This is a genomic window from Pseudoalteromonas sp. B160 (assembly GCF_037162485.1).
GTDB lineage: Bacteria > Pseudomonadota > Gammaproteobacteria > Enterobacterales > Alteromonadaceae > Pseudoalteromonas > Pseudoalteromonas rhizosphaerae.
In genome coordinates this window covers 3,733,110-3,754,309 of sequence record NZ_JARLUX010000001.1, presented here as the reverse complement: position 1 = coordinate 3,754,309, position 21,200 = coordinate 3,733,110, and the positions used below count along the sequence as shown (strand labels likewise).

At 40.0% G+C, this 21,200-nt stretch carries 14 protein-coding genes and 3 pseudogenes; 9 read left to right on the top strand and 8 right to left on the bottom strand.

Annotated features, from left to right (window positions below):
- Positions 1-36: 36 nt before the first annotated feature.
- Positions 37-1,011, top strand: a complete 975-nt coding sequence (locus tag P4S61_RS17465; RefSeq protein ID WP_145233934.1) for a DUF1852 domain-containing protein — start codon at positions 37-39, stop codon at positions 1,009-1,011.
- 68 nt (positions 1,012-1,079) lie between these two features.
- Complete coding sequence (locus tag P4S61_RS17460) at positions 1,080-2,129, top strand: methionine synthase (protein WP_337118747.1); 1,050 nt, start codon at positions 1,080-1,082, stop codon at positions 2,127-2,129.
- Positions 2,130-2,231: 102 nt separating this feature from the next.
- Here P4S61_RS17460 and P4S61_RS17455 read toward each other — a convergent pair whose 3' ends face one another.
- From P4S61_RS17455 to P4S61_RS17440, 4 genes and pseudogenes are all read right to left on the bottom strand, one after another.
- On the bottom strand, positions 2,232-2,663 hold the full coding sequence (locus tag P4S61_RS17455; protein WP_145233930.1) for a DUF3859 domain-containing protein: 432 nt from the start codon (positions 2,661-2,663) through the stop codon (positions 2,232-2,234).
- A 49-nt stretch (positions 2,664-2,712) separates the two neighbouring features.
- Positions 2,713-4,535, bottom strand: a pseudogene (locus P4S61_RS17450) (protein kinase domain-containing protein).
- Between the two features lie 319 nt (positions 4,536-4,854).
- Complete coding sequence (locus P4S61_RS17445) at positions 4,855-5,781, bottom strand: electron transfer flavoprotein subunit alpha/FixB family protein (protein ID WP_145233926.1); 927 nt, start codon at positions 5,779-5,781, stop codon at positions 4,855-4,857.
- Positions 5,782-6,531: an electron transfer flavoprotein subunit beta/FixA family protein gene (locus P4S61_RS17440; protein ID WP_337118746.1), complete on the bottom strand. Its 750-nt coding sequence runs from the start codon at positions 6,529-6,531 to the stop codon at positions 5,782-5,784.
- Between the two features lie 195 nt (positions 6,532-6,726).
- On the opposite strand from P4S61_RS17440, the gene P4S61_RS17435 reads away from it, so the two are divergent.
- The 6 genes and pseudogenes from P4S61_RS17435 to P4S61_RS17410 all read left to right on the top strand — a co-directional run bounded on the left by P4S61_RS17435 (position 6,727) and on the right by P4S61_RS17410 (position 13,400).
- On the top strand, positions 6,727-8,373 hold the full coding sequence (locus P4S61_RS17435) for an electron transfer flavoprotein-ubiquinone oxidoreductase (protein WP_145233921.1): 1,647 nt from the start codon (positions 6,727-6,729) through the stop codon (positions 8,371-8,373).
- 139 nt (positions 8,374-8,512) lie between these two features.
- Entirely contained in the window at positions 8,513-8,983 is a 471-nt protein-coding gene (locus P4S61_RS17430) for an acyl-CoA thioesterase (RefSeq protein ID WP_145233918.1), read from the top strand.
- A 223-nt stretch (positions 8,984-9,206) separates the two neighbouring features.
- A complete protein-coding gene (locus P4S61_RS17425; RefSeq protein ID WP_145233916.1) occupies positions 9,207-9,779 on the top strand; it encodes an outer membrane beta-barrel protein in 573 nt (190 codons plus the stop codon).
- A gap of 108 nt (positions 9,780-9,887) precedes the next feature.
- Positions 9,888-10,593: pseudogene (gene tsaA, locus P4S61_RS17420) on the top strand (tRNA (N6-threonylcarbamoyladenosine(37)-N6)-methyltransferase TrmO).
- 90 nt (positions 10,594-10,683) lie between these two features.
- Positions 10,684-12,409: pseudogene (locus P4S61_RS17415) on the top strand (proline--tRNA ligase).
- 148 nt (positions 12,410-12,557) lie between these two features.
- Complete coding sequence (locus P4S61_RS17410) at positions 12,558-13,400, top strand: UDP-2,3-diacylglucosamine diphosphatase (protein WP_182734736.1); 843 nt, start codon at positions 12,558-12,560, stop codon at positions 13,398-13,400.
- Positions 13,401-13,417: 17 nt separating this feature from the next.
- Here P4S61_RS17410 and P4S61_RS17405 read toward each other — a convergent pair whose 3' ends face one another.
- The 4 genes from P4S61_RS17405 to P4S61_RS17390 all read right to left on the bottom strand — a co-directional run bounded on the left by P4S61_RS17405 (position 13,418) and on the right by P4S61_RS17390 (position 19,461).
- Complete coding sequence (locus P4S61_RS17405) at positions 13,418-16,258, bottom strand: ATP-binding protein (protein ID WP_337118745.1); 2,841 nt, start codon at positions 16,256-16,258, stop codon at positions 13,418-13,420.
- Positions 16,259-16,665: 407 nt separating this feature from the next.
- Positions 16,666-17,874 (bottom strand): ABC transporter permease, encoded by a 1,209-nt coding sequence (locus P4S61_RS17400; RefSeq protein WP_182734739.1) that lies wholly within the window; start codon positions 17,872-17,874, stop codon positions 16,666-16,668.
- On the bottom strand, positions 17,867-18,655 hold the full coding sequence (locus P4S61_RS17395; RefSeq protein WP_182734741.1) for an ATP-binding cassette domain-containing protein: 789 nt from the start codon (positions 18,653-18,655) through the stop codon (positions 17,867-17,869). The genes P4S61_RS17400 and P4S61_RS17395 overlap by 8 nt, the downstream gene beginning before the upstream one ends.
- 2 nt (positions 18,656-18,657) lie before the next feature.
- Complete coding sequence (locus P4S61_RS17390) at positions 18,658-19,461, bottom strand: DUF3025 domain-containing protein (RefSeq protein ID WP_337118743.1); 804 nt, start codon at positions 19,459-19,461, stop codon at positions 18,658-18,660.
- Positions 19,462-19,569: 108 nt separating this feature from the next.
- Here P4S61_RS17390 and P4S61_RS17385 point away from each other — a divergent pair, with 108 nt between their 5' ends.
- Entirely contained in the window at positions 19,570-21,195 is a 1,626-nt protein-coding gene (locus tag P4S61_RS17385; protein ID WP_337118742.1) for a M28 family metallopeptidase, read from the top strand.
- Positions 21,196-21,200 lie beyond the last annotated feature (5 nt).

Sequence of the window (21,200 nt, the reverse complement as noted above, 5' to 3'; positions counted from 1 at the left end):
GCAGGTTTTAAATCAGATAATTGGATACAGATCACAATGACTAAAGATTTCACATTTACTATTAAGAGTATTTGTCTCGATGAAAATTATCATCCAGCAGCTAATACACGTATCACTACCAATTTTGCAAACTTGGCCAGAGGCAGTTATCGCCAAGCAAACTTACGCAACGCCTTAAAAATGATCGATAACCGTTTTAATGCCTTGGCGCAGTGGGATAACCCAAAAGCGGATCGTTATTCTGTAGAGCTTGAAATCATCTCTGTTGATATGGATATTGCTGGCAGTGGTAATAGCTTTCCATCGATTGAAATATTGAAAACAAATATTGTTGATCATCACACTAACAAACGCATTGAAGGTATTGTAGGAAATAATTTTTCCTCCTATGTGCGCGACTATGATTTTAGTGTATTACTGCAAGAACATAATAAAGATCAGCCTAAATTTAGTATTCCTGATAACTTTGGCGAGCTGCATGGCAAACTATTTAAATATTTTCTTAGTTCTGACAGCTACAAAAAGCACTTTAAAAAGCCGCCAGTAATATGCCTAAGTGTTTCGGATAACAAGACCTATCATCGTACTGAAAATCAACACCCTGCGTTAGGTGTTGAATATCAGCCAAATGAACCGTCTTTGACTGAACAATATTTCAAAAAAATGGGCTTGCAGGTGCGTTATTTTATGCCGCCAAATAGTGTAGCGCCCTTAGCCTTTTATTTTGTTGGTGATTTGCTAAATGATTACACTCATCTTGAGCTTATTAGCACTATTAGCACAATGGAGACATTTCAAAAAATCTACCGACCAGAGATCTATAATGCCAATGCGACTGCGGGGAAATCATATCAACCAAATTTGAAGAACCTAGATCATTCACTCACGCAAATTGTTTATGACCGTGAAGAGCGCAGTAAATTGGCGAATGAACAGGGGAAATTTGCTGAGCAGCACTTCATCAAGCCATATCAAACAGTGCTTGAGCAATGGTCTGCTAATTACGCGTAATAGCGAGTTCAATCGTTAGATTCAATCGCAACTTAAAAAGTTAACCCAAATAAATGGCATTATTTATTATGAAAACATCTATTAGCAAAACAATATTACCGACTTCAACTGCAGGCAGCTTACCTAAACCTTCATGGCTTGCAGAGCCAGAGACTCTTTGGTCACCTTGGAAACTTCAAGGTGATGAATTAATTGACGGCAAACACGATGCATTACGGCTCTCTCTACAAGAGCAACAACGTGCAGGTATTGATATTGTCAGTGATGGCGAACAAACACGCCAACACTTTGTTACCACATTTATTGAGCACCTTAACGGTGTAGATTTTGAAAACCGTAAAACGGTGAGAATTCGTGACCGCTATGATGCCAGTGTACCTACTGTGGTAGGTCCTGTTAGTCGTATAAAACCGGTTTTTGTTGATGATGCTAAGTTTTTACGCAGCCAAACCAAACAACCGATCAAATGGGCGCTACCAGGTCCTATGACTATGATAGATACACTTTATGATGACCATTATAAAAGCCGCGAACAGCTCGCTTGGGAATTTGCCAAAATTCTTAATCAAGAAGCCAAAGAACTAGAAGCTGCGGGGGTTGATATCATTCAATTTGATGAGCCTGCATTTAACGTGTTTTTTGATGAGGTAAATGATTGGGGAATTGCGTGTTTAGAAAGAGCCATTGAAGGCCTTCAATGCGAAACGGCCGTGCATATTTGTTATGGTTATGGCATCAAAGCCAATACAGATTGGAAAAAAACGTTAGGCTCAGAATGGCGACAATACGAAGAAGCATTTCCAAAACTGCAGCAATCTAATATTGATATTATCTCATTAGAATGTCACAACTCTCATGTACCAATGGAACTACTTGAACTTATTCGCGGTAAAAAAGTAATGGTAGGCGCCATTGACGTTGCCACCAATACCATAGAAACACCAGAGGAAGTGGCAAATACGCTACGTAAAGCACTGCAGTTTGTCGATGCTGACAAGCTCTACCCGTGTTCTAACTGTGGTATGGCTCCGCTACCTCGGGCAGTTGCAAGAGGTAAGCTCAATGCGTTAACCGCAGGCGCAGAGATTATTAGAAATGAGCTGGCTCAAAGTAATTAAAATCTAATTTATTTCATGAGGTGGAGTAACCACCTCGTCCTAATTTATTTTCAACAATTACACTTACTACAAATACAATAAGCCTATATACACATAAAGTATTTAATACCCGCGCTTTTGCCAAAACTCAATTTCTGACATGGACTCTTGTTCAAACACTGAAAATGTTTTATCGGCAATCAGTTTACCGTTTAGCTCTATGGTCATACGCCAATCGCCTATCTTATTGCTTATAGGTTGCCACAAGGTATCACCTAGGTAAAAGTGCCAGTCATTGTCTTTAACGTATTCAAAGCCGTCAAATGGTGGCATTACCTCACCATCAGCATCCGGTATATCAGGATGGTATATACAATAATGAAGTTTTTCGCCTTTGGCTTTTTTAATATTAATGATAAAACCAAACTCCACATCGAGTTGTGCGGGTACTTTTGTGGTAAATGCTTGAATTTGCGGTAAGGCTTTTGATGATGAGTCCCACTTTGTATAAATACCAAAGCTTTGCATAGTGATCACGGGCTTAGTTTTTGCCATTATTTATCCTTTTTTTGATGCATTAGTTTAACGTATTTATACGGCAAAATTAAGCGCCAAAACGTTTAGGATCTTTAGGATAGAAAAAATCAGGCTGGCGATCACACAAGGCAAACTCACGGGTATTTTTGTAAGGTAGTTTCATAAACCCGGCAACCCCCACATCAGTAATGCTCACCGCATATTGCATCAACTTATTAAGCAAGCGCTTAAACTGTGCTTCTTTAGTGCCATCTAACAAACGATAGTAATGATGTATTTTCATTCTATCAGGTAAAGCTTCAAAAATAATGCAGCCGGTATGATGTATTTGGTTTAACTCAAATACGCATTTGATCACTTTTTTAGGTAGCTGCAGTTGCTCGTCCGGATCTTTACCGTCTTCAAAATAAGAATGTGGTCGGGTGACTTCTGAGCTTTTTAAATTCATTACCTCATAGTCAAGCTCTGGAAGTTGTTCAAACTTAAATGCCCCTGTGCCATCACGCTCCAGTTGAATGGTCTTTCTTGCATCAAATAAACAACACTTAAATAAGCCTTTTTGATGAATGCCTTGTGCCAACATCACGGTATTATTAACCGCTTGGGTAAAAGCATGGCCTAAACTTTCATCATGCATGATCAGTGATGATTCAACGAACAGTGATTCTTCTTTCCAATGAAAGCTTAAGCCCCCTACTACTGGGTATTTTGCTAATCGGCTGATAGAGGCTAAAAATGCTTTTTCAGTATCACCGGTGTCAAACAGGAATTCTTTATAATACCGGTCCAATTGAGCGTCATTTACATCAAGCAGTTGTTGATTGTGGTCGGCTTGGCGTAAAAATTGTTTACGTGAGCTATAAACCACAGTATCAGGTCGTTCGTCATCGTTACCAAACCAAAATGGAATATTGGCTCGCACATCTTCAACTAAATTGAGCTCTGGTAAATATGCTTTAGCCATAGCAGGCATATTACGCATAAAGTAATCACCCGCCCCGTCTCTTGTAATTTTATTTTTAGAGAGCATACCGTCAATCACTTTTGCAAGCTCCATAGGGAGCCCTAATGAACTGGCTGGGATCACTTGCGCGCCAAATCGGCATGACTGTGCAGAAGCCAGTGCGTATAAGGTGGACGCCACGCCTTGCTCATCAAAACGCGGCGATGATTTAGCACCTGACATTTGCTCATCACCAATAAAATACACATCCCCCATCCGCGCATTGGTGGTACTTAAATCGCCAGACATTAAATCCATAAAGTTACTGGTAATTGGCTCGCCATTACTGTCTATTTGGGCATACACAGAGCTGCCCCAGTCCACCAGCGATAAGCCTTGGGTATGTTCATCCCACACTAGATTAGAAGGCTTGATATCGCCATGCACAATCGGTTGTGGCGTTATGCCATTTTGCTGAGTGCGAAGGTCTATTAATACATTACGCAGTTTTAGCGCTAAACTGGTGATTGCTGCGGCGCTAAAGCGGCCTTTTTTAAGTGATACTTTTTCTAAGTCTTCGCCCAGCGCGCGGGCCATCATTAAAATGCCCTGCTTTTTTATCCGTTCAAAAGCATAAAACTTAGGCACTAATGGGTTATCAACTTGCGAGAGCATATACGCTTCGTCCTCAAGTCGATCACGTACACTTTGCGCCAAGGTGATACGTGAAAATTTAAACACCCAAGGAAGTTTACGCTCATCTAAACCCGCAAATACAAATCCAAAAGCACCCGAGCCAATCATTTCAACCTGGCTGTAGCCTAAATTAGTGAGTTGCTTAATACAGATATTCAACCATTGGCGGTGTTTTTTGCGTCATGGTGCGAAAGCAAATAGACCGACTGCTCTTCATTGATATAAAAATTGCGGATTGCTTTGGTTTTCACTGCGAGGTCTCAATGTATTCTAAAAAATGTAAGGGATAAGGGTGAAGCTAGCTTATTGATTATTAATTTTTTAGTTCTAAATTTCTAGTCATTTAGCCTCAGCTTAGCGTGTCCTGACATTTTGCGCAAAAAAAGTGTAAAAAGGCAATCTGTGTTAAAAAATAATGCACCCAACTCACTAAACGACAGGTGATACTCTTTATTCATGGTAATTGCTTAGTTAGATATTACAGACTTTCTGATTGGTAAAATAAAAGAAAAAAGCCGCGTGATCAGCGAACTGATCACAACAGCTTTTAACAACCAGAATCGTTATAAATTAGAGTGCTTGTTCAAGCTCTGGTAGCACATCAAATAAATCTGCTACTAAACCATAATCCGCCACTTGGAAGATTGGCGCATCGGGATCTTTATTGATAGCCACAATCACTTTAGAATCTTTCATACCCGCTAAGTGCTGAATTGCGCCACTAATACCTACAGCAATATATAAGTTAGGCGCAACGATCTTACCGGTTTGACCCACTTGCATATCGTTTGGTACAAAGCCTGCGTCAACCGCAGCACGAGACGCACCAATTGCCGCGCCTAGTTTATCGGCAATACCATTAAGTAATGAGAAGTTCTCGCCATTTTGCATACCGCGTCCACCTGATATAACCACTTGCGCAGCAGTTAACTCTGGGCGCTCAGATTCGGTTTGCTCAACACTTACAAATGCGCTTAATTCACTGCTAAACACAGAATCAACAACACGACTCTCAGCGGGAGCTTGCTCACTTTGCAGATCAAAGCTACTTGCACGAACGGTGAGCACTTTTTTGCTATCCAGTGATTTTACAGTTGCGATGGCATTACCGGCATAGATTGGGCGTTTAAATGTATCAGCGTCAACCACATCAATGATTTCTGAAATTTGTGCAACATCAAGTAATGCGGCAACACGTGGCATAAAGTTTTTGCCCGTTGTAGTAGCACTAGCAACAAGATGCGAATAATCTGGCGCAAGCGATAATACTAAATCTGCGATGTTTTCAGCTAACTGATGCGCATACTCGCTATGATCAGCCACCAGCACGGTGTTTACACCTGCAATACTGGCCACTATTTCACTCATTGGTGCTACGTTTTCACCAGCAATTAGTACATCAACAGCAAAACCAAGCTTTAATGCTGCGTTTATGGTTTTAGAAGTTTCAGGCTTTAAACTGCCATTGTCATGATCTGCTATAACTAATGTTTTCATTTAAATCACCTTCGCTTGTGTTTTTAATAAATCAACTAACTGTGCTACATCATCAACAATGATACCGCCACTGCGTTTTGCCGGTTCATGTACCGCAACAAGTTCGATACGCGGAGTTAAGTCTACACCTAAGCTATCAGCTGCAATTACCTCAAGTGGTTTACGTTTGGCTTTCATAATATTTGGCAATGATGCATAACGGGGTTCATTCAAACGTAAGTCTGTTGTGACTACGGCCGGTAACTTTAATGAAACTGTTTGTAAACCGCCATCAACTTCACGCGTCACATTAACAGTGCCATTTGCTATGTCGACCTTTGATGCAAACGTACCTTGCCCGCGCTCGGTAAGAGCCGCCAGCATTTGACCTGTTTGATTGTTATCTGAATCAATCGACTGTTTACCTAAAATCACCAGTTCAGGGGCTTCTTGCTCGACGATTTTAGCAAGCAGCTTTGCAACGTGCAGTGATTCTAATTTTTCGTCAGTCTCAATATGAATCGCTTTATCGGCGCCCAGTGCCAGTGCTGTACGTAATTGTTCTTGAGATGCTTTAGCACCAATGGTTACAGCAATTACTTCAGTGGCAGTGCCCGCCTCTTTTAAGCGGATAGCTTCTTCAATGGCAATTTCGCAAAATGGGTTAAGTGCCATTTTCACATTAGTTAGATCAACGTCGCTATTATCTGCTTTAACGCGTGCTTTTACGTTGTAGTCGATAACTCTTTTTATTGGAACGAGAACTTTCATAGGAACTCCATAATTATTTAAACCTACAAGCTAACGTGTACGTCAACCTATTTATTTTATGAAATCAGACTACTTCCTGTTGACGTAAACGTCAACCTAAAATAACCTTAAACTATTCATCGCCTGTAACGTTTCATTTGCAAGTATGAAATTGCCCTCGTAAAGGCACAGGTCCGTCACATAAAAGAGGTTAATATGGTCGAACGCGAAACCATGGAATTTGATGTCGTTATTGTCGGCGCAGGCCCTGCAGGCTTAGCTACCGCCATACGATTAGCGCAACTAGCACGAGAAAAACAACAAGAGTGCATGATCTGCGTGGTTGAAAAAGGCTCCGAAGTGGGCGCCCATATTTTATCGGGCGCAGTATTTGAAACCACCGCTTTGGACGAGTTACTGCCCAATTGGCAAGAACTTGGCGCACCAGTGACCACTAAAGTAACCAGTGATGAAATATATTGGTTTAATAATGACAGCAAAGCCACCGCTATCCCTCACTTTGCCGCACCTAAAACATTTCATAATACTGATAACTATATTGTCTCTATGGGTAATGTATGCCGCTGGCTTGCAGAGCAAGCAGAAAACCTAGGGGTTGAGATTTTCCCAGGTTTTAGCGCACACTCACTGATTATTGAAGATGACACAGTAAAAGGCATTATTACCGGCGATATGGGCCTTGATAGCAATGGCAATGAAAAAGATGGCTTTATGCCTGGCATGGAACTTCGTGCTAAATACACTGTATTTGCTGAAGGTTGTCGTGGTCACTTAGGTAAACAGCTGACCAATCAGTTTGCACTTGATCAAGATGCCTCACCGCAACATTATGGTTTAGGCTTTAAAGAAATTTGGCAAATCGATCCTGCTAATCACAAGCAAGGCACGGTAGTTCATGGCACCGGTTGGCCCTTAAGTGCAGATACTAACGGTGGTGCGTTTATGTACCACAGTGATAATAATCAAGTTGTAGTCGGCTTAATTGTTGATTTAAATTACTCAAACCCGCATTTAAGCCCGTTTGATGAATTTCAGCGCATGAAACACCACCCAATATTTAAAGATGTATTAGCCGGTGGCGAACGTATTGCTTATGGCGCTCGTGCGATTGCAAAAGGTGGCTTGCACTCATTACCAAAAATGCACTTCCCGGGTGGTTTGTTGGTCGGCTGTGACGCGGGCACCTTGAATTTTGCCAAAATCAAAGGCAACCACACAGCGATGAAGTCAGGTATGATTGCCGCTGAGGTGATCTTTAACGCGCTTACAAACGAGCAACAGCATACTGACTTAGTTGACTACAGCGAAGCATTTAAACAAAGTTGGGCTTATAAAGAGCTATACCAATCACGTAACTTTGGCCCTGTGATGCATAAGCTAGGAAAATTTCTTGGTGGTGCGTATAACACCCTTGATCAAAATATTTTTGCAGGGGCATTACCTTTTACTTTTAAAGATAATATCCCAGATCACGCAACGCTAGTTGATAAAAATCAGGCCAGTGTCATTGATTACCCGAAGCCTGATGGTCAACTCAGCTTTGATAAATTATCTTCGGTGTTTTTATCAAATACCAATCATGAAGAATCTCAGCCGTGTCATTTAAAACTAAAAAATAGCGCTATTCCTATCGATGTTAACTTAGTTAAATTTGACGAGCCTGCTCAGCGCTATTGCCCGGCGGGTGTGTATGAGATACAGCAAATTGCCGGCAAAGACGAGTTTGTGATCAATGCACAAAACTGCGTGCACTGTAAAACCTGCGATATTAAAGATCCGAGTCAAAACATCACCTGGGTAACACCTGAGGGAGCCGGTGGTCCCAACTACCCAAATATGTAATCTAAATACAATTAAAGCGCTTGATACAGCGTTAAAATAATATTTTACATATAAATTATAAACCTATCCTAAATTGCAGGGGCTTCGGCCCCTTTTTTGCGCTATGCTAATAAGAATTATATATGAGTGAGATATTTTTATGCCGTCGTCTAATGTTGTATTCCGTTTTTTAGCAGAGCCCACCGATGTGAATTTTGGCGGGAAGGTTCATGGCGGTGTCGTCATGAAGTGGATTGACCAAGCAGGTTATGCCTGCGCTGCTGGTTGGAGTGGTCATTACTGTGTCACTGTATCTGTCGCTGGGGTTAAATTTCGTCGCCCTATTCTAGTTGGTCAAATTGTTGAAGTTGAAGCTAAAATTGCCCACACTGGCAAAACCAGTATGCAAATCTTTATACAAGTTCGCTGTGGCGATCCGAAAACGCGTAATTTAGTTGAGACTAACCACTGTGTAATTAGCTTTGTTGCCATGGACGAAACAGGTTACCCCGTAGCAGTGCCAGAATACATCGCAGTGAGTAATGAAGACAAAAAATTAGAAAACTACGCAATTAAGATGAAAGAGATTGCCATAGAAACTGAAACTTTATTGCATAAATCAGAACCCTGATCACCTAAACTATCTATCTGTAAAAGCTACATCCTAGTCAGAAATCTTTTCTCCAGCCAAACTGAACGAGCGTTTAAATAGCGCTCATTGGTATACTTTGTATGCTATAAAAGACTATAACTGGCTGTTTTAAAGCCAAATTAATCATGGCACGCACCATGCAATATTAAAAGTAACCGGTAATTTAAAGGTTATATTTTTTATTTTGTAAAGGAGCTATTAAATGATTAAATCAATTTCACTTTCTGCTATCTCATTAGCATTGTTAGGTTTTAATACTGCTGCTAGCGCAGAGACAACAAACATGGATTACCCTCGCGTATATACCGGTATTGGTTACGGCCAATACTCATTCCAATTTGAAGATTCTGAAAACGACATCGATTTTGACGACGACTCACAGATGCTCAAAGGCTATGTTGGTTCACAATTTAATAAGTATTTGAGTTTAGAACTGGCCTATCAAAACTTTGATGAAGTAAGTGATATAGATAGTTACGCTGAGGTAGATGGTATCTCCCTTGCTGCACGATTAGCAGCACCAATAACAGAAAGCTTTTCTGTCTACGCTAAAGGTGGTTGGTTAGAATGGGACGCCGAGGTCACCAGTGATATTCCAGCCCTTGGTGAAATATCAGCCGATCAAAGTGGTGGCGATATATTCTACGGTGCAGGTATTGAATATGCATTTACCAGTAATATGCAAATACGCTTTGAGTACGAGCGTTACGAATTAGAAGACGATATTGATCCAGATATGGACGTGGCATCAGTATCTGTACAATATATGTTTTAAGGAATGCTTAACCTGTTCTGAGGTTATTTAGCAGTAAAAGGCAGCTTCGAGCTGCCTTTTTTGTTGTTAGCGGTTAGAATATCGTATCTTTAACAGTAATTGAGTTTCATGAGCGATTTTCAACTAACGGCTATTGGCCATATTCAATCTCCTTATAAACAAAAGTTCGCCATTCCTCGCCAACCGCGTTTAGTTCCACAAGCAAAAGCTAAGTTGGTATTTGCTGCTGATTTTAACCGTGAAGAATTTGTTCGTGGTTTAGATGAATTTAGCCATATTTGGTTATTGTTTCGCTTTCATGAAACTGCTGATAAAGGCTACTCAGCCATGGTTAGACCACCGCGTTTAGGCGGTAATGAGCGCAAAGGCGTATTTGCCACACGCGCGACCTTTAGACCCAATGCCATAGGCATGAGTGCCGTCAAGCTTGAAGGCATAGAGTATAAAAATGGCCAGCTGTGTTTATTATTGGCAGGCATAGATTTACTTGATGGCACCCCGATTTTAGACATCAAACCATATTTACCTTATTCAGATGCCATGGTTGATGCCAACTGCAGGCTTTGCTGACACGCGCCCAGAAACGCAAATGACCGTTGAGTTTAGCCCGCAAGTGCAGGCGTTTATTGAACAGCAAACCAACTTCCCAGAGTTGCATGACTTTATTAGTAATGTACTTAAGCAAGATCCTCGCCCTGCCTATAAAAAGCAAAAAGAGGGTGAACAAAGTTATGGAATGACCTTGTATGATTTTAATATCCGTTGGCAAGTAAACGACGAGCATAACTATGTCACTAGCATAGAAAAAAGTTAGAAAAACACACTTAGCGCTTTAGTGTAAAAGCAACCGCTGCTAAACTGAGTGCCCAATTGAAATAATAATTTTATAACTATCGGAATAAACATGCGTACCAGTCAATATATACTCGCAACACTTAAAGAAACGCCATCAGATGCTGAAATTGTATCGCATCAATTAATGTTAAGAGCGGGCATGATCCGTCGCGTCGCGTCGGGCCTATATACTTGGTTACCCTCTGGATTACGCGTGTTACGAAAAGTCGAAAACATTGTGCGTGAAGAAATGGACAAATCAGGTGCAATCGAAATGTTGATGCCTGTTATTCAACCTGCGGATCTATGGGAAGAGTCTGGCCGTTGGGAGCAGTTTGGCCCAGAACTTATGCGTTTTACTGACCGTCACAATCGTACTTTCGCGTTAGGACCAACCCATGAAGAAGTGATCACCGACTTTGTTCGTAAAGAAGTAAGTTCGTATAAACAATTACCGCTTACTTTGTATCAAGTACAAACAAAAGTGCGCGACGAACGTCGTCCTCGTTTTGGGGTTATGCGCGCGCGTGAATTTACTATGAAAGATGCCTATTCATTTCATTTAAGTGAAGAATGTTTAGATGCAACTTATCAAGTAATGCACAAAGCATACTGTAATATATTCGATCGCTTAGGCCTTGATTACCGTCCTGTTATTGCTGATACCGGCTCTATCGGTGGTAGTGTATCTCATGAATTTCATGTGTTAGCTGAATCAGGTGAAGATGCTATCGCCTTTAGTGATAAAAGTGACTATGCAGCAAACATCGAAAAAGCAGAAGCATTAGCGCCAAGTGAAGCGCGCCCTGCTGCCGCAAAAGAATTAAAAGTATTCCCTACGCCTGATGCGAAAACTATCGACGAGCTAAAGAAACACTATGGTGTAAAACCTCATCGCAGTGTTAAAACACTGATTGTTTACGGCGCGCCAAATGAAGATGGTCAACGTGGTTTAGTTGCATTAGTAATACGTGGCGATCATGAGCTTAACGAACTTAAAGCTGAAAAACATCCATTAGTAGATTCTCCACTGGAAATGGCAAACGAGGCTGACATAATTACAGCCATTGGTGCTAAACCAGGTTCATTAGGCCCTGTTGGCTTAACCATGCCAATTTTAGTAGACCGTACAGCCAACGTAATGGCTGATTTTGTAGCCGGTGCTAACAAAGATGACGAGCATTACAGCGGTATTAACTGGGATCGCGATGTAACTGAGTATGAAGTTGCTGATCTCACGTAATATTGTCGAAGGTGATCCTAGTCCATGTGGTAATGGTACTTTACATATTAAACGCGGTATCGAAGTTGGCCATATCTTCCAGCTTGGTACTAAGTACTCAGAAGCGATGAAAGCGGGAGTATTAAACGAAAGCGGTAAGAACCAAATAATGACTATGGGTTGTTATGGTATTGGTGTATCGCGTATTGTCGCAGCGGCTATTGAGCAAAATAATGATCAATACGGCATTATTTGGCCACAGCCAATCGCCCCGTTCGATTTAGCCATTGTGCCAATGAATATGCATAAATCGCATCGTATACCGGATATCGCTAATAACCTTTACGACGGTTTAAAAGCCGCAGGCTTAGACGTGTTATTTGATGACCGTAAAGAGCGCCCAGGTGTGATGTTTAACGACATGGAATTACTCGGTGTACCTTTCACGTTGGTAATTGGTGAGCGTAATCTTGATGAAAACAAGGTTGAGTTGAAAAATCGCCGTACTGGTGAAAAATTAATGATAGATATTGATACCGCTGTTGAAGCAATCAAAGCGGCCATGAACGCTTAATCATCAGCACCTTCTGAAAAAAAACCGCGTAATGCGGTTTTTTTGTTTTTGCACGATCATTAATTGTCATAGATGTTTCGTCAAACAGTCTTATAAACGTCATTCAAGTTGCTTAACTTTGTTGTTATTACACCGTGAGTAACCTCCTATGCACGACATCGAAAAAAGTGATAAAAAGTACTACCCAGCTGTTTGGATATCCGATGTACATTTAGGCTATAAAGATTGTCGAGCAGATTACCTACTCGACTTTTTAAATAGTATTGAGTGCGATACCCTTTATCTAGTGGGTGACATCGTCGATTTATGGTCGATGAAGCGAAATTTTTATTGGCACCCTAGTCACTATCAAGTATTAGCTTGTATTCAAGCCAAAGCAGTTCAAGGTACTCGAGTGATTTATATTCCTGGCAATCACGATGAAACATTCCGACACTACGTCAATAACAGCCTATTTGGTATTGAAGTCCACCAGCAGTTTATTCACACAACCAAAGCCAACAAACGATTTCTTCTGGTTCACGGTGATGATTTTGACTCAGCAACTAGGTATAACAAACTGATCAGTATTGCCGGTGATACAGGTTATGACTTTTTACTGTTTTTAAATCGCTGGACTAATCGTATTCGACGCCTATATGGTGGTAACTATTGGTCACTTGCTGCTTGGATAAAAGCCCGCGTTCATAAAGCGCGTGAAGCAATAGAGGCATTTGAAAATGCTGCTATTCATGAGGCTAAAAAGCAAGGCGTAGACGGTATTATTTGCGGTCACATTCATCACCCACAACTCAAAGTCGTTGATGGCATTGTTTACTGTAATGATGGCGATTGGATAGAAAGTTGTACCGCAGTAGTAGAGCAAGAAAATGGTCGTATCGAATTGCTACACTGGTCTGACACTCAAACAGTGATTAATTCTGCTGATATTACCAAACTTAATCAAAATCTTGGTGGACCAAAGGCTAAACCTGAAAAATCAGTAGCTTAAAATTTAGACTGTGTGGTTTATTTTAACCACATAGCTAATTTATCTTTCAAAACTTTTGGCTTTATGGGTTTGGTAATATAATCATTCATACCAGCTGTAATACAACGCTCTCTGTCACCTGCCATAGCGCTGGCTGTCATAGCGATAATAGGCACTTTTGCATAGTCAGCACCAGCTTTGCTGCTGCGAATTGCAGAGGTTGTGTCATAGCCATTGAGGCTTGGCATTTGGCAATCCATTAAAAGCAGATCAAATAAAGGTGTGTGCTCTGTATTTAATATTTCTAGCGCATCTAGGCCATCGCTGGCACATACAATAGTGACACCGGTATTTTTTAATATTGCTTTGGCAACTTCAAGGTTGATCATATTATCATCAACCAATAATACCTTAAAGTTTGATAAATCGTATTCAACATATTCTGTTTGCTCACTACCTTGGCTAGCAACCAAAAAACTATTATTAACACCAAACAAACTTGCTAACTTATAGCTAAATTGATCTTGAGTAAGCGGCTTATTTAGCACATGGCAATTTTCAGGTACCTGCTCTTTGGCTTTTTTACTAAGCAGTAAATCACGCAAGATTAATACATATTTTTTATTCTGCTTATTACATAAATTAATCAGTGTTTGTAAGTATGGGTGATCATTATCAACAACCAGTAAATCAACTTTTAACTCTTGATATTGTGCTTGGTAGTCAAATCGTTGAATATTATTGGCCGCTACTTGGCAATTTTTAATCAATAAATTAGTGACATTGTTATATACACTGTCGCTATCTATCAGCACGCCAACCTGAATATCTTTTGCCAACTCAACGGCAGTATTAAGTCTTTTCTCAGCTGCAATATGTAATTGCACTTGCGCTGTAAAACAGCTTCCCTTGCCCTTTTCACTGGTTACACTAATATCACCGCCCATCAATTGTGCCAGCTTACGACAAATTGATAAACCAAGCCCTGTACCTCCAAAGTGGCGAGTGGTACTGGTGTCCTCTTGAGTAAAGGCCTCAAACAGCTTATCGATATTTTTTTCAGCAATGCCGATGCCTGAGTCTTCAATAACAAAGCTCATTAATAACTTTTCTTCAGTAAGATACTGACACCCAACAGTCAAACTGACTTCACCTTGATGAGTAAATTTGAATGCATTATTAAGTAAGTTTATTAATATTTGTTTTAATCGGTGGCTATCTCCGACTAACATACGGTCAATAACTTTATCAGTATACAAAAACACTTCTAAGCCTTTACGCTGTGCTTGCAGTGCCATTGAGGTGATCATATCACTGCATACAGTAATCACATCAAAACTGTGATTATCAATACCAAGTTTACCAGCTTCGATTTTTGAAAAATCCAAGATGTCATTAATCAATGTCATTAATGAGTTAGCGCTGCTATTGGCCAGATCTAAATATTGCTGTTGCTGCTGCGTTAGCGTGTCCTCTTTGAGCATTTCCAGCATCCCTAATACACCATTCATAGGCGTACGTATTTCATGGGAAATATTAGCAATAAAATCACTTTTAGTTTTACTGGCTGCCAAAGCTTGTTCAATCGCACTTTCAAGTTCAGTTGTGCGTTGTTGCACTTTTTGCTCTAACGTACTATTGAGTTTTTCAAGCTCAACTTGGGTCTGTTTAAGTGAATTAATGTTTCGTAAAATCGCTGCTACTTGGTAGCGCTGGGTAAAGATATCAAACACGCTAGTAAGTGTAATTGAGTAAAAGTGTTGTTGATCTTGCGGGTCAATAAATACGCCTTCAAATGATGGTTTTGATCCCTGTGCTATTGTTTCATCAATACATGACTTATCACCTTCTGCTAGCGAAAATAATTGCGTAAACTGGGTGTGATCAATAATGATATCAAAGCATTGTAATGCTGTTTTATTAGCATTACTGATAAGGCCATCCTCTTGTACTGTTAAAATTGCATCGAGAGAATTTTCAATAATCTTGTTATTACGCTCCTTCAAGGTGTGAAGCTCTAATTTGCGGTTTATATACCTTTGGTATAACCACACTAATAACCACAAAGCAGTGAAAAGTGAAATAATTACCAACACAAAATGATCACGGCGCTTAGCAACGTCTGTTAACAAAATATCGGTATTAATTGATACCGCAAGTTCAAGGGGCAACATGCTAATGTTATTTTCTAAACTAATACGTTGTTTTAAATAATAATGACTTGGTAAATCATGAAAAGGTAAAGTCGCTTGGCTACTCATATCTTGGCTTTGACTAAATACACTTGACCAAGTAATGTCTTGACCAAACTCAAAACCAAATCGTAGTTTAGGATCTGGGTGAAATAAAAACTGCTGCTGATCATTTAACAGATAAACATCAACCCCAGCAGATGAACTAAAAGTAACACTATTAAATAACTCGTCAGCAAAATAATTTGTTACTAATACAGCAAATACTGCTCCTTGTTTATTAAATACCGGCTTCGCAACTCGGTAGGTGCTCACGTAGGGTATCTGAATTTGACCATGCTCTCGATTATAGTTAATCGGTGATATATAGACAGATTCACTATCTAACCTGCTGGCATTAAGCATGTAATCCCGTTGCCCTTTTTGTTGTAATAAGTCTCCCTCGAGGCGCACCACAACATCATTGATCCTATCAACACGGACAATTTCTTGACCATTATCAGCAAGGGTAATATATCTGGCTTGTAATAGCTGCTGGTCAGTGCGCATAAAGCCACTAAATATTTCAGCTAAGCGCGTTTGCCATATTGCGATGGGCGTATTTAATAGTGGATCAATAAGGTTATTTGCAGCGGCTCGACTAATACCACTGATAGGCGGCGTGACATTTAAAAAGTTGATTGACAAGACACTGTCTTTTAAATGCCCTTTTAATATTTGTGCTTTTGTATCAAGCTCTTGCTGTAGTGTGGTTTGGGCAATCTGGTAAACATCTTTGCGTGCTTTTTGCTCATAAATATATAAAGCAGGAGTTGCTAAGATGAAAAAAACAGCAAAGCTAATAAAGAAAGTTTATTACTGCGAAATAAATTAGAAAATGTCAGAGGGTAGCGCATCAAAATTGCCAGTTTGCTTTCAAAACAAACTATATTATAGAGCAATTAAAAAAGTTATCTTTGAGCTTTTTATCGATTCTTAGTTTTAACCATGAAACTATAAATAAATAATAAAAAATGACGAGCTATCCCGTCATTTTTTATTATTTAACTGAGAGTATTGTAACAACTACGCCCAGCCTACTTCTTTACAACTTGTTACCTAAATAAGACTTCTTCTTTATTAAACCATTTAACACAAAATGCTAATAGTGCACCGGCAACAATCACGGTCGCTAAAAAGATTAGTCCAAGTAACGTGTAATCAATCGTACCTTTGATAATTTCTTTAATCGCTAAAGCCACATTAGTAACCGGAATAAATGCGGTTTTAGCTGTTAGCTCAACATTCGGTAATAAAGCAACAATGATAGGAAATATCACCCCCATGCTCAGTGGTGTCATATAATTTTGTGCTTCTTTAAAACTACGCGCATAAATCGATATTGCTAACGCAAGAGAAGAAAAAATCGCCGCTACGGGTAATAAAATAATAAAAATGAGTGCCAAATCTAATACTCGTAATGAACTAAATGCTGTTTTTATCACATCCAAATCAATGAAAGAAATCGCGATACTGATCCATACGCCCATACTCAACACGGTTATCGTTGTGGTGGCGATTGACGCTGCAAGTAAAGTAATAAATTTACCTAATACAAGTTGCGTACGGGTGATTGGTGTCAGTAGTAACGTTTCTAATGTGCCGCGTTCTTTCTCACCTGCACCTAAATCAATTGCTGGGTATGTTGCTCCCATCAAAACTAATGGGATCAGTAAGTAAGGAATAAAGCCGCCTATTTTCTCACCTAAATTTTCTCGTTTATCAGCGGTATCAACTTTTACAACTTTGATTGGATCAATAATCGCACTTTGTTGCTCAACTGAAACACCATAACTCAATAGTTTTTCAGCTCTTAGCTTATTACCAAATTCTTTAGCAAGCTCTTTTACTCTGTCGAATAAAAAGTTAATCGCTTTGGCATCGTTATAAACCACTTGCCACTGGCTCTGTTTTGCGTCATCAAGGTTTTGTTTGGCATCTGCGGGTAAGAAAATACCCATATCAATGGTGCCAGCTTTAACGGCCTCAGTAAGCTCTGCAACTGTATTAAAGGTGTGTTCACCTTTGTATAATTGAAAACTTTTATGGTAAAAAACTTTATCTGTGAATGATTGCGCATATTCGCCATTGATAATGGCATAGGTATGAACTTTTTGTTCGGCTTCAAGTGTTGCTTGAGAACTAATAAATGCCATCACCGCAAATAATAATGGAAAGATAGCAACTGGCAATGCGACAATAAAAATGAGTGTTTTTTTATCACGTAATAGCTCTTTTAATTCCTTTTTAAATACTTCAAACATTATTTTTCTCCGTCAAAATATTCATAAACGCTTGATTTAGTTCGTCGCTTTTACCCACTTTTTTAAATTCGTCAAGACTGCCGTCAAAACAACTGATACCTTCGTTGATCACCGCAACGCGGTCACACAGTAGCGCTACTTCATCTAAATGATGGGTTGAAAATATAACAGGAGTCCCTTGCGCTTTAAGCCGTTTGATAAACTCGATCACCGTTTGAGTGGTCATTATGTCTAATCCAGTGGTCGGCTCATCAAGTACTACGACTGCCGGGTGGTGCACAACTGCGCGGGCTATATTGGCTTTTTGTTTCATACCCGTTGATAAATTATCAGCACGTTTATCAATAAAGCTATGCATGTCGAGTAAATCAAATAACTCTTCACACCGTGACCTAATCGCGTCTTTACTCATACCGTGCAGTTTTGCAAAATATTCGATATTTTCTTTTACCGTTAAACGGCCATATAAACCGGTACTGCCAGATAGAAAACCAATAGACTTACGACCAAATAGTGGTTTTTTTATGATGTCTTCACCAGCAATAATTATTTGCCCTTCATCGGGTTTTAACGCTGTCGAGATCATTCTTAGCGTGGTGGTTTTTCCTGCACCATTAGGGCCGAGTAAGCCCAGCACTTCGCCTTTATTACAATGAAAGCTGACATCTCGCACCGAATGAAAATAATCTTTATCTTCACGGGGATCTATTTTATCGACTTTGTTTTTTTTATGGTCTTTAGTTAGCTTAAATTTCTTTTTAAGCCCCGTAACTTCTATCATGTTCATGTCCTTCGTTTTGGTCTAAAGTAATCTGTATTACTATAAAACTCGGGGTTATTATTATCATACCAGCCTGGTACGCCTAGCAGTGGTAATGGTGAGAGCTGGCTATTGTCCCTTAAACAGTTATCGACGCTAATCATCTCATAAAGGGTTTGATCAATATACTGATACTGCTGGGCTAAATCTTTACAAAATATGTCACTCGGTACTTTTACAAATAATGCTTTACCTGTCAGACCAATATACGGCTTTGTTAGCATTTCATAATTAGCGTGGCCGAACATAAATGGCGCAATGGTTTTCCCCCACAACGCTCTTTGCTCAATAAATGCCTGCTGCCATTGATGATTTTTAAGTAACGCAGGCCAAATTTCATCACTTACAGCAAGTACAACCCCACATTCATCAAACAAGGTTAAGGCATTGCGGTGTTTTGAGCGTACTTTAGTGCCGTGAAGTGTGATCTCTTCTACATGACGTTGATTGATTAATGCTTTAGTTTTAGGAAATAAACACCAGATAAGTCCACCAAATAAGTCATGCCAATTTTGTTGTCGCGTTGGTACTTTACCGGTATCAAAAATGATTTGCTCATAATAGCGCTCTTCCTCACTAAAGCAGGCGTCATCAACAAAGCGAATTGTTTGCTGATTTGCATTTTTAGCATCTAAAAATGATGAAAACCACGCACATTGCGGCCAGTCGGATAAACCATTTAAAGAAAACAGTGTATTTAAATGGCTAAATGCACCATTTTCTAAACTGGGGCTATGCCATTGTTCGTAAGGGGTAAAACGCTTCATGAGTATCTTTAGCTTTACAATTATTATGGTTGGAGTTTACCGCAAAAACTGGTTCTCTTTAATAGAAGTTCTTATACTGAGCTCACTTAAAACAAAAAAAGAGCGACTATGAAACGTTATTTTTCTCTGACACTCCTTGCAACTGCGGTACTTGCAGGATGTGCAACAACAAGTCTCACCTCTGATGATGTTAGCAAAGGGTATTATTCAATCAATGCCCAACAACTCGCAGAGCATGTCAAAGTGCTTGCCTCCGATGAATTTGGAGGCCGCGCTCCATCTTCAAAAGGTGAAGAACTCACACTAGCTTACCTTACTGAAGAATTTAAAAAACTAGGTTATCAACCAGGTAATGGCGACAGCTTCTTACAAGAAGTTCCGTTGGTGTCTCTTGAAGCAGATCCAAACATGGTGTTAACTATCGGCGGCAAAGATTACCAGTATAAAAAAGACATGGTAATGGGCAGCAGTCGCATTAGCGAACGCCAAAGTATTAAAGACTCTGAACTGGTATTTGTTGGTTATGGTGTTAATGCCCCAGAATATAATTGGAATGATTACGCAGGTTTAGATGTTAAGGGTAAAACTGTGGTGATCTTAGTCAACGACCCTGGTTTTGCCACTAAAGATCCTGCTTTGTTTACCGGTGATGCCATGACTTACTATGGCCGTTGGACTTACAAATACGAAGAAGCCAGCCGTCAAGGTGCTGCTGGGGCTATCATCGTTCATGAAACTGCACCGGCCTCTTACCCTTGGTCTGTGGTTGAAAACTCATGGAGCGGCGAGCAGTTTGGTTTTCAAAAAGAAAACAATAATATGGACAGAGTCGCTGTTGAAGGTTGGGTAACCACAGAGGTTGCTAACGAGCTTTTCACTAAAGCAGGTTTAGATTTTGCCAGTGCAAAAGCCAATGCAGCAAAAGGCGCTTATCATGTTGATATGGGCGATTTAACAGCGTCTATTGCGGTTAAAAACACCATCAAAAAATCAATTTCATATAACTTCATTGCGACTTTACCTGGTAGTGAAAAACCAGATGAGCATATTATATACTCAGCACACTGGGATCACTTAGGTACTGATAAAAACCGTAAAGGCGACCAAATCTACAATGGAGCACATGATAACGCGACAGGCACTGCAGGCTTAATTGAAGTAGCAGAAGCGTTTGCAAGCTTACCAAAGCACCCTAGCCGCTCAATGACTTTTTTGGCAGTGACAGCTGAAGAGCAAGGTTTATTAGGATCTAAGTATTATGCTGCACACCCAGTGATAGCAGCAAATAAGACAGTCGCTAATATTAATATGGATAGCTTGAACTTGTTAGGCAAAGTAAAAGATATCAGCGTAGTTGGTATTGGTAAATCAGAAATGGACTCGCTATTAGCACAGGCAGCTAATGCACAAGGGCGCACCGTCTCGGGCGATCCTAAACCATCTTCAGGCGGGTACTATCGCTCTGATCATTTTGCTTTCGCCAACATGGGTATTCCAGCGATGTATGCGGGTGGTGGCAGTGAAGCACTTGACGAAGATACGGCTAATTATCGTAAACGCATGAGCTTAGTGCTACGTGGTTGTTACCATCAACCATGCGACAGATACCGTGATGAATGGGATCTATCTGGAGCTGTACAAGACTTACAACTGTTTTATCAAGTAGGTTTTGACATTTCTGAGCAACCACAATGGCCAAAATGGAATGCGAACTCAGAATTCCAAAGAAAATAATGTAA

Excerpts from the sequence above, each read along its gene's own strand:
- P4S61_RS17460 (WP_337118747.1), top strand. The coding sequence starts at position 1,080 with ATGAAAACATCTATTAGCAAAACAATATTACCGACTTCAACTGCAGGC.
- P4S61_RS17435 (WP_145233921.1), top strand. The coding sequence starts at position 6,727 with ATGGTCGAACGCGAAACCATGGAATTTGATGTCGTTATTGTCGGCGCA.
- P4S61_RS17430 (WP_145233918.1), top strand. The coding sequence starts at position 8,513 with ATGCCGTCGTCTAATGTTGTATTCCGTTTTTTAGCAGAGCCCACCGAT.
- P4S61_RS17440 (WP_337118746.1), bottom strand. The coding sequence starts at position 6,531 with ATGAAAGTTCTCGTTCCAATAAAAAGAGTTATCGACTACAACGTAAAA.
- P4S61_RS17385 (WP_337118742.1), top strand. The coding sequence starts at position 19,570 with ATGAAACGTTATTTTTCTCTGACACTCCTTGCAACTGCGGTACTTGCA.
- P4S61_RS17445 (WP_145233926.1), bottom strand. The coding sequence starts at position 5,781 with ATGAAAACATTAGTTATAGCAGATCATGACAATGGCAGTTTAAAGCCT.
- P4S61_RS17400 (WP_182734739.1), bottom strand. The coding sequence starts at position 17,874 with ATGTTTGAAGTATTTAAAAAGGAATTAAAAGAGCTATTACGTGATAAA.
- P4S61_RS17390 (WP_337118743.1), bottom strand. The coding sequence starts at position 19,461 with ATGAAGCGTTTTACCCCTTACGAACAATGGCATAGCCCCAGTTTAGAA.
- P4S61_RS17395 (WP_182734741.1), bottom strand. The coding sequence starts at position 18,655 with ATGATAGAAGTTACGGGGCTTAAAAAGAAATTTAAGCTAACTAAAGAC.
- P4S61_RS17465 (WP_145233934.1), top strand. The coding sequence starts at position 37 with ATGACTAAAGATTTCACATTTACTATTAAGAGTATTTGTCTCGATGAA.
- P4S61_RS17425 (WP_145233916.1), top strand. The coding sequence starts at position 9,207 with ATGATTAAATCAATTTCACTTTCTGCTATCTCATTAGCATTGTTAGGT.
- P4S61_RS17410 (WP_182734736.1), top strand. The coding sequence starts at position 12,558 with ATGCACGACATCGAAAAAAGTGATAAAAAGTACTACCCAGCTGTTTGG.
- P4S61_RS17455 (WP_145233930.1), bottom strand. The coding sequence starts at position 2,663 with ATGGCAAAAACTAAGCCCGTGATCACTATGCAAAGCTTTGGTATTTAT.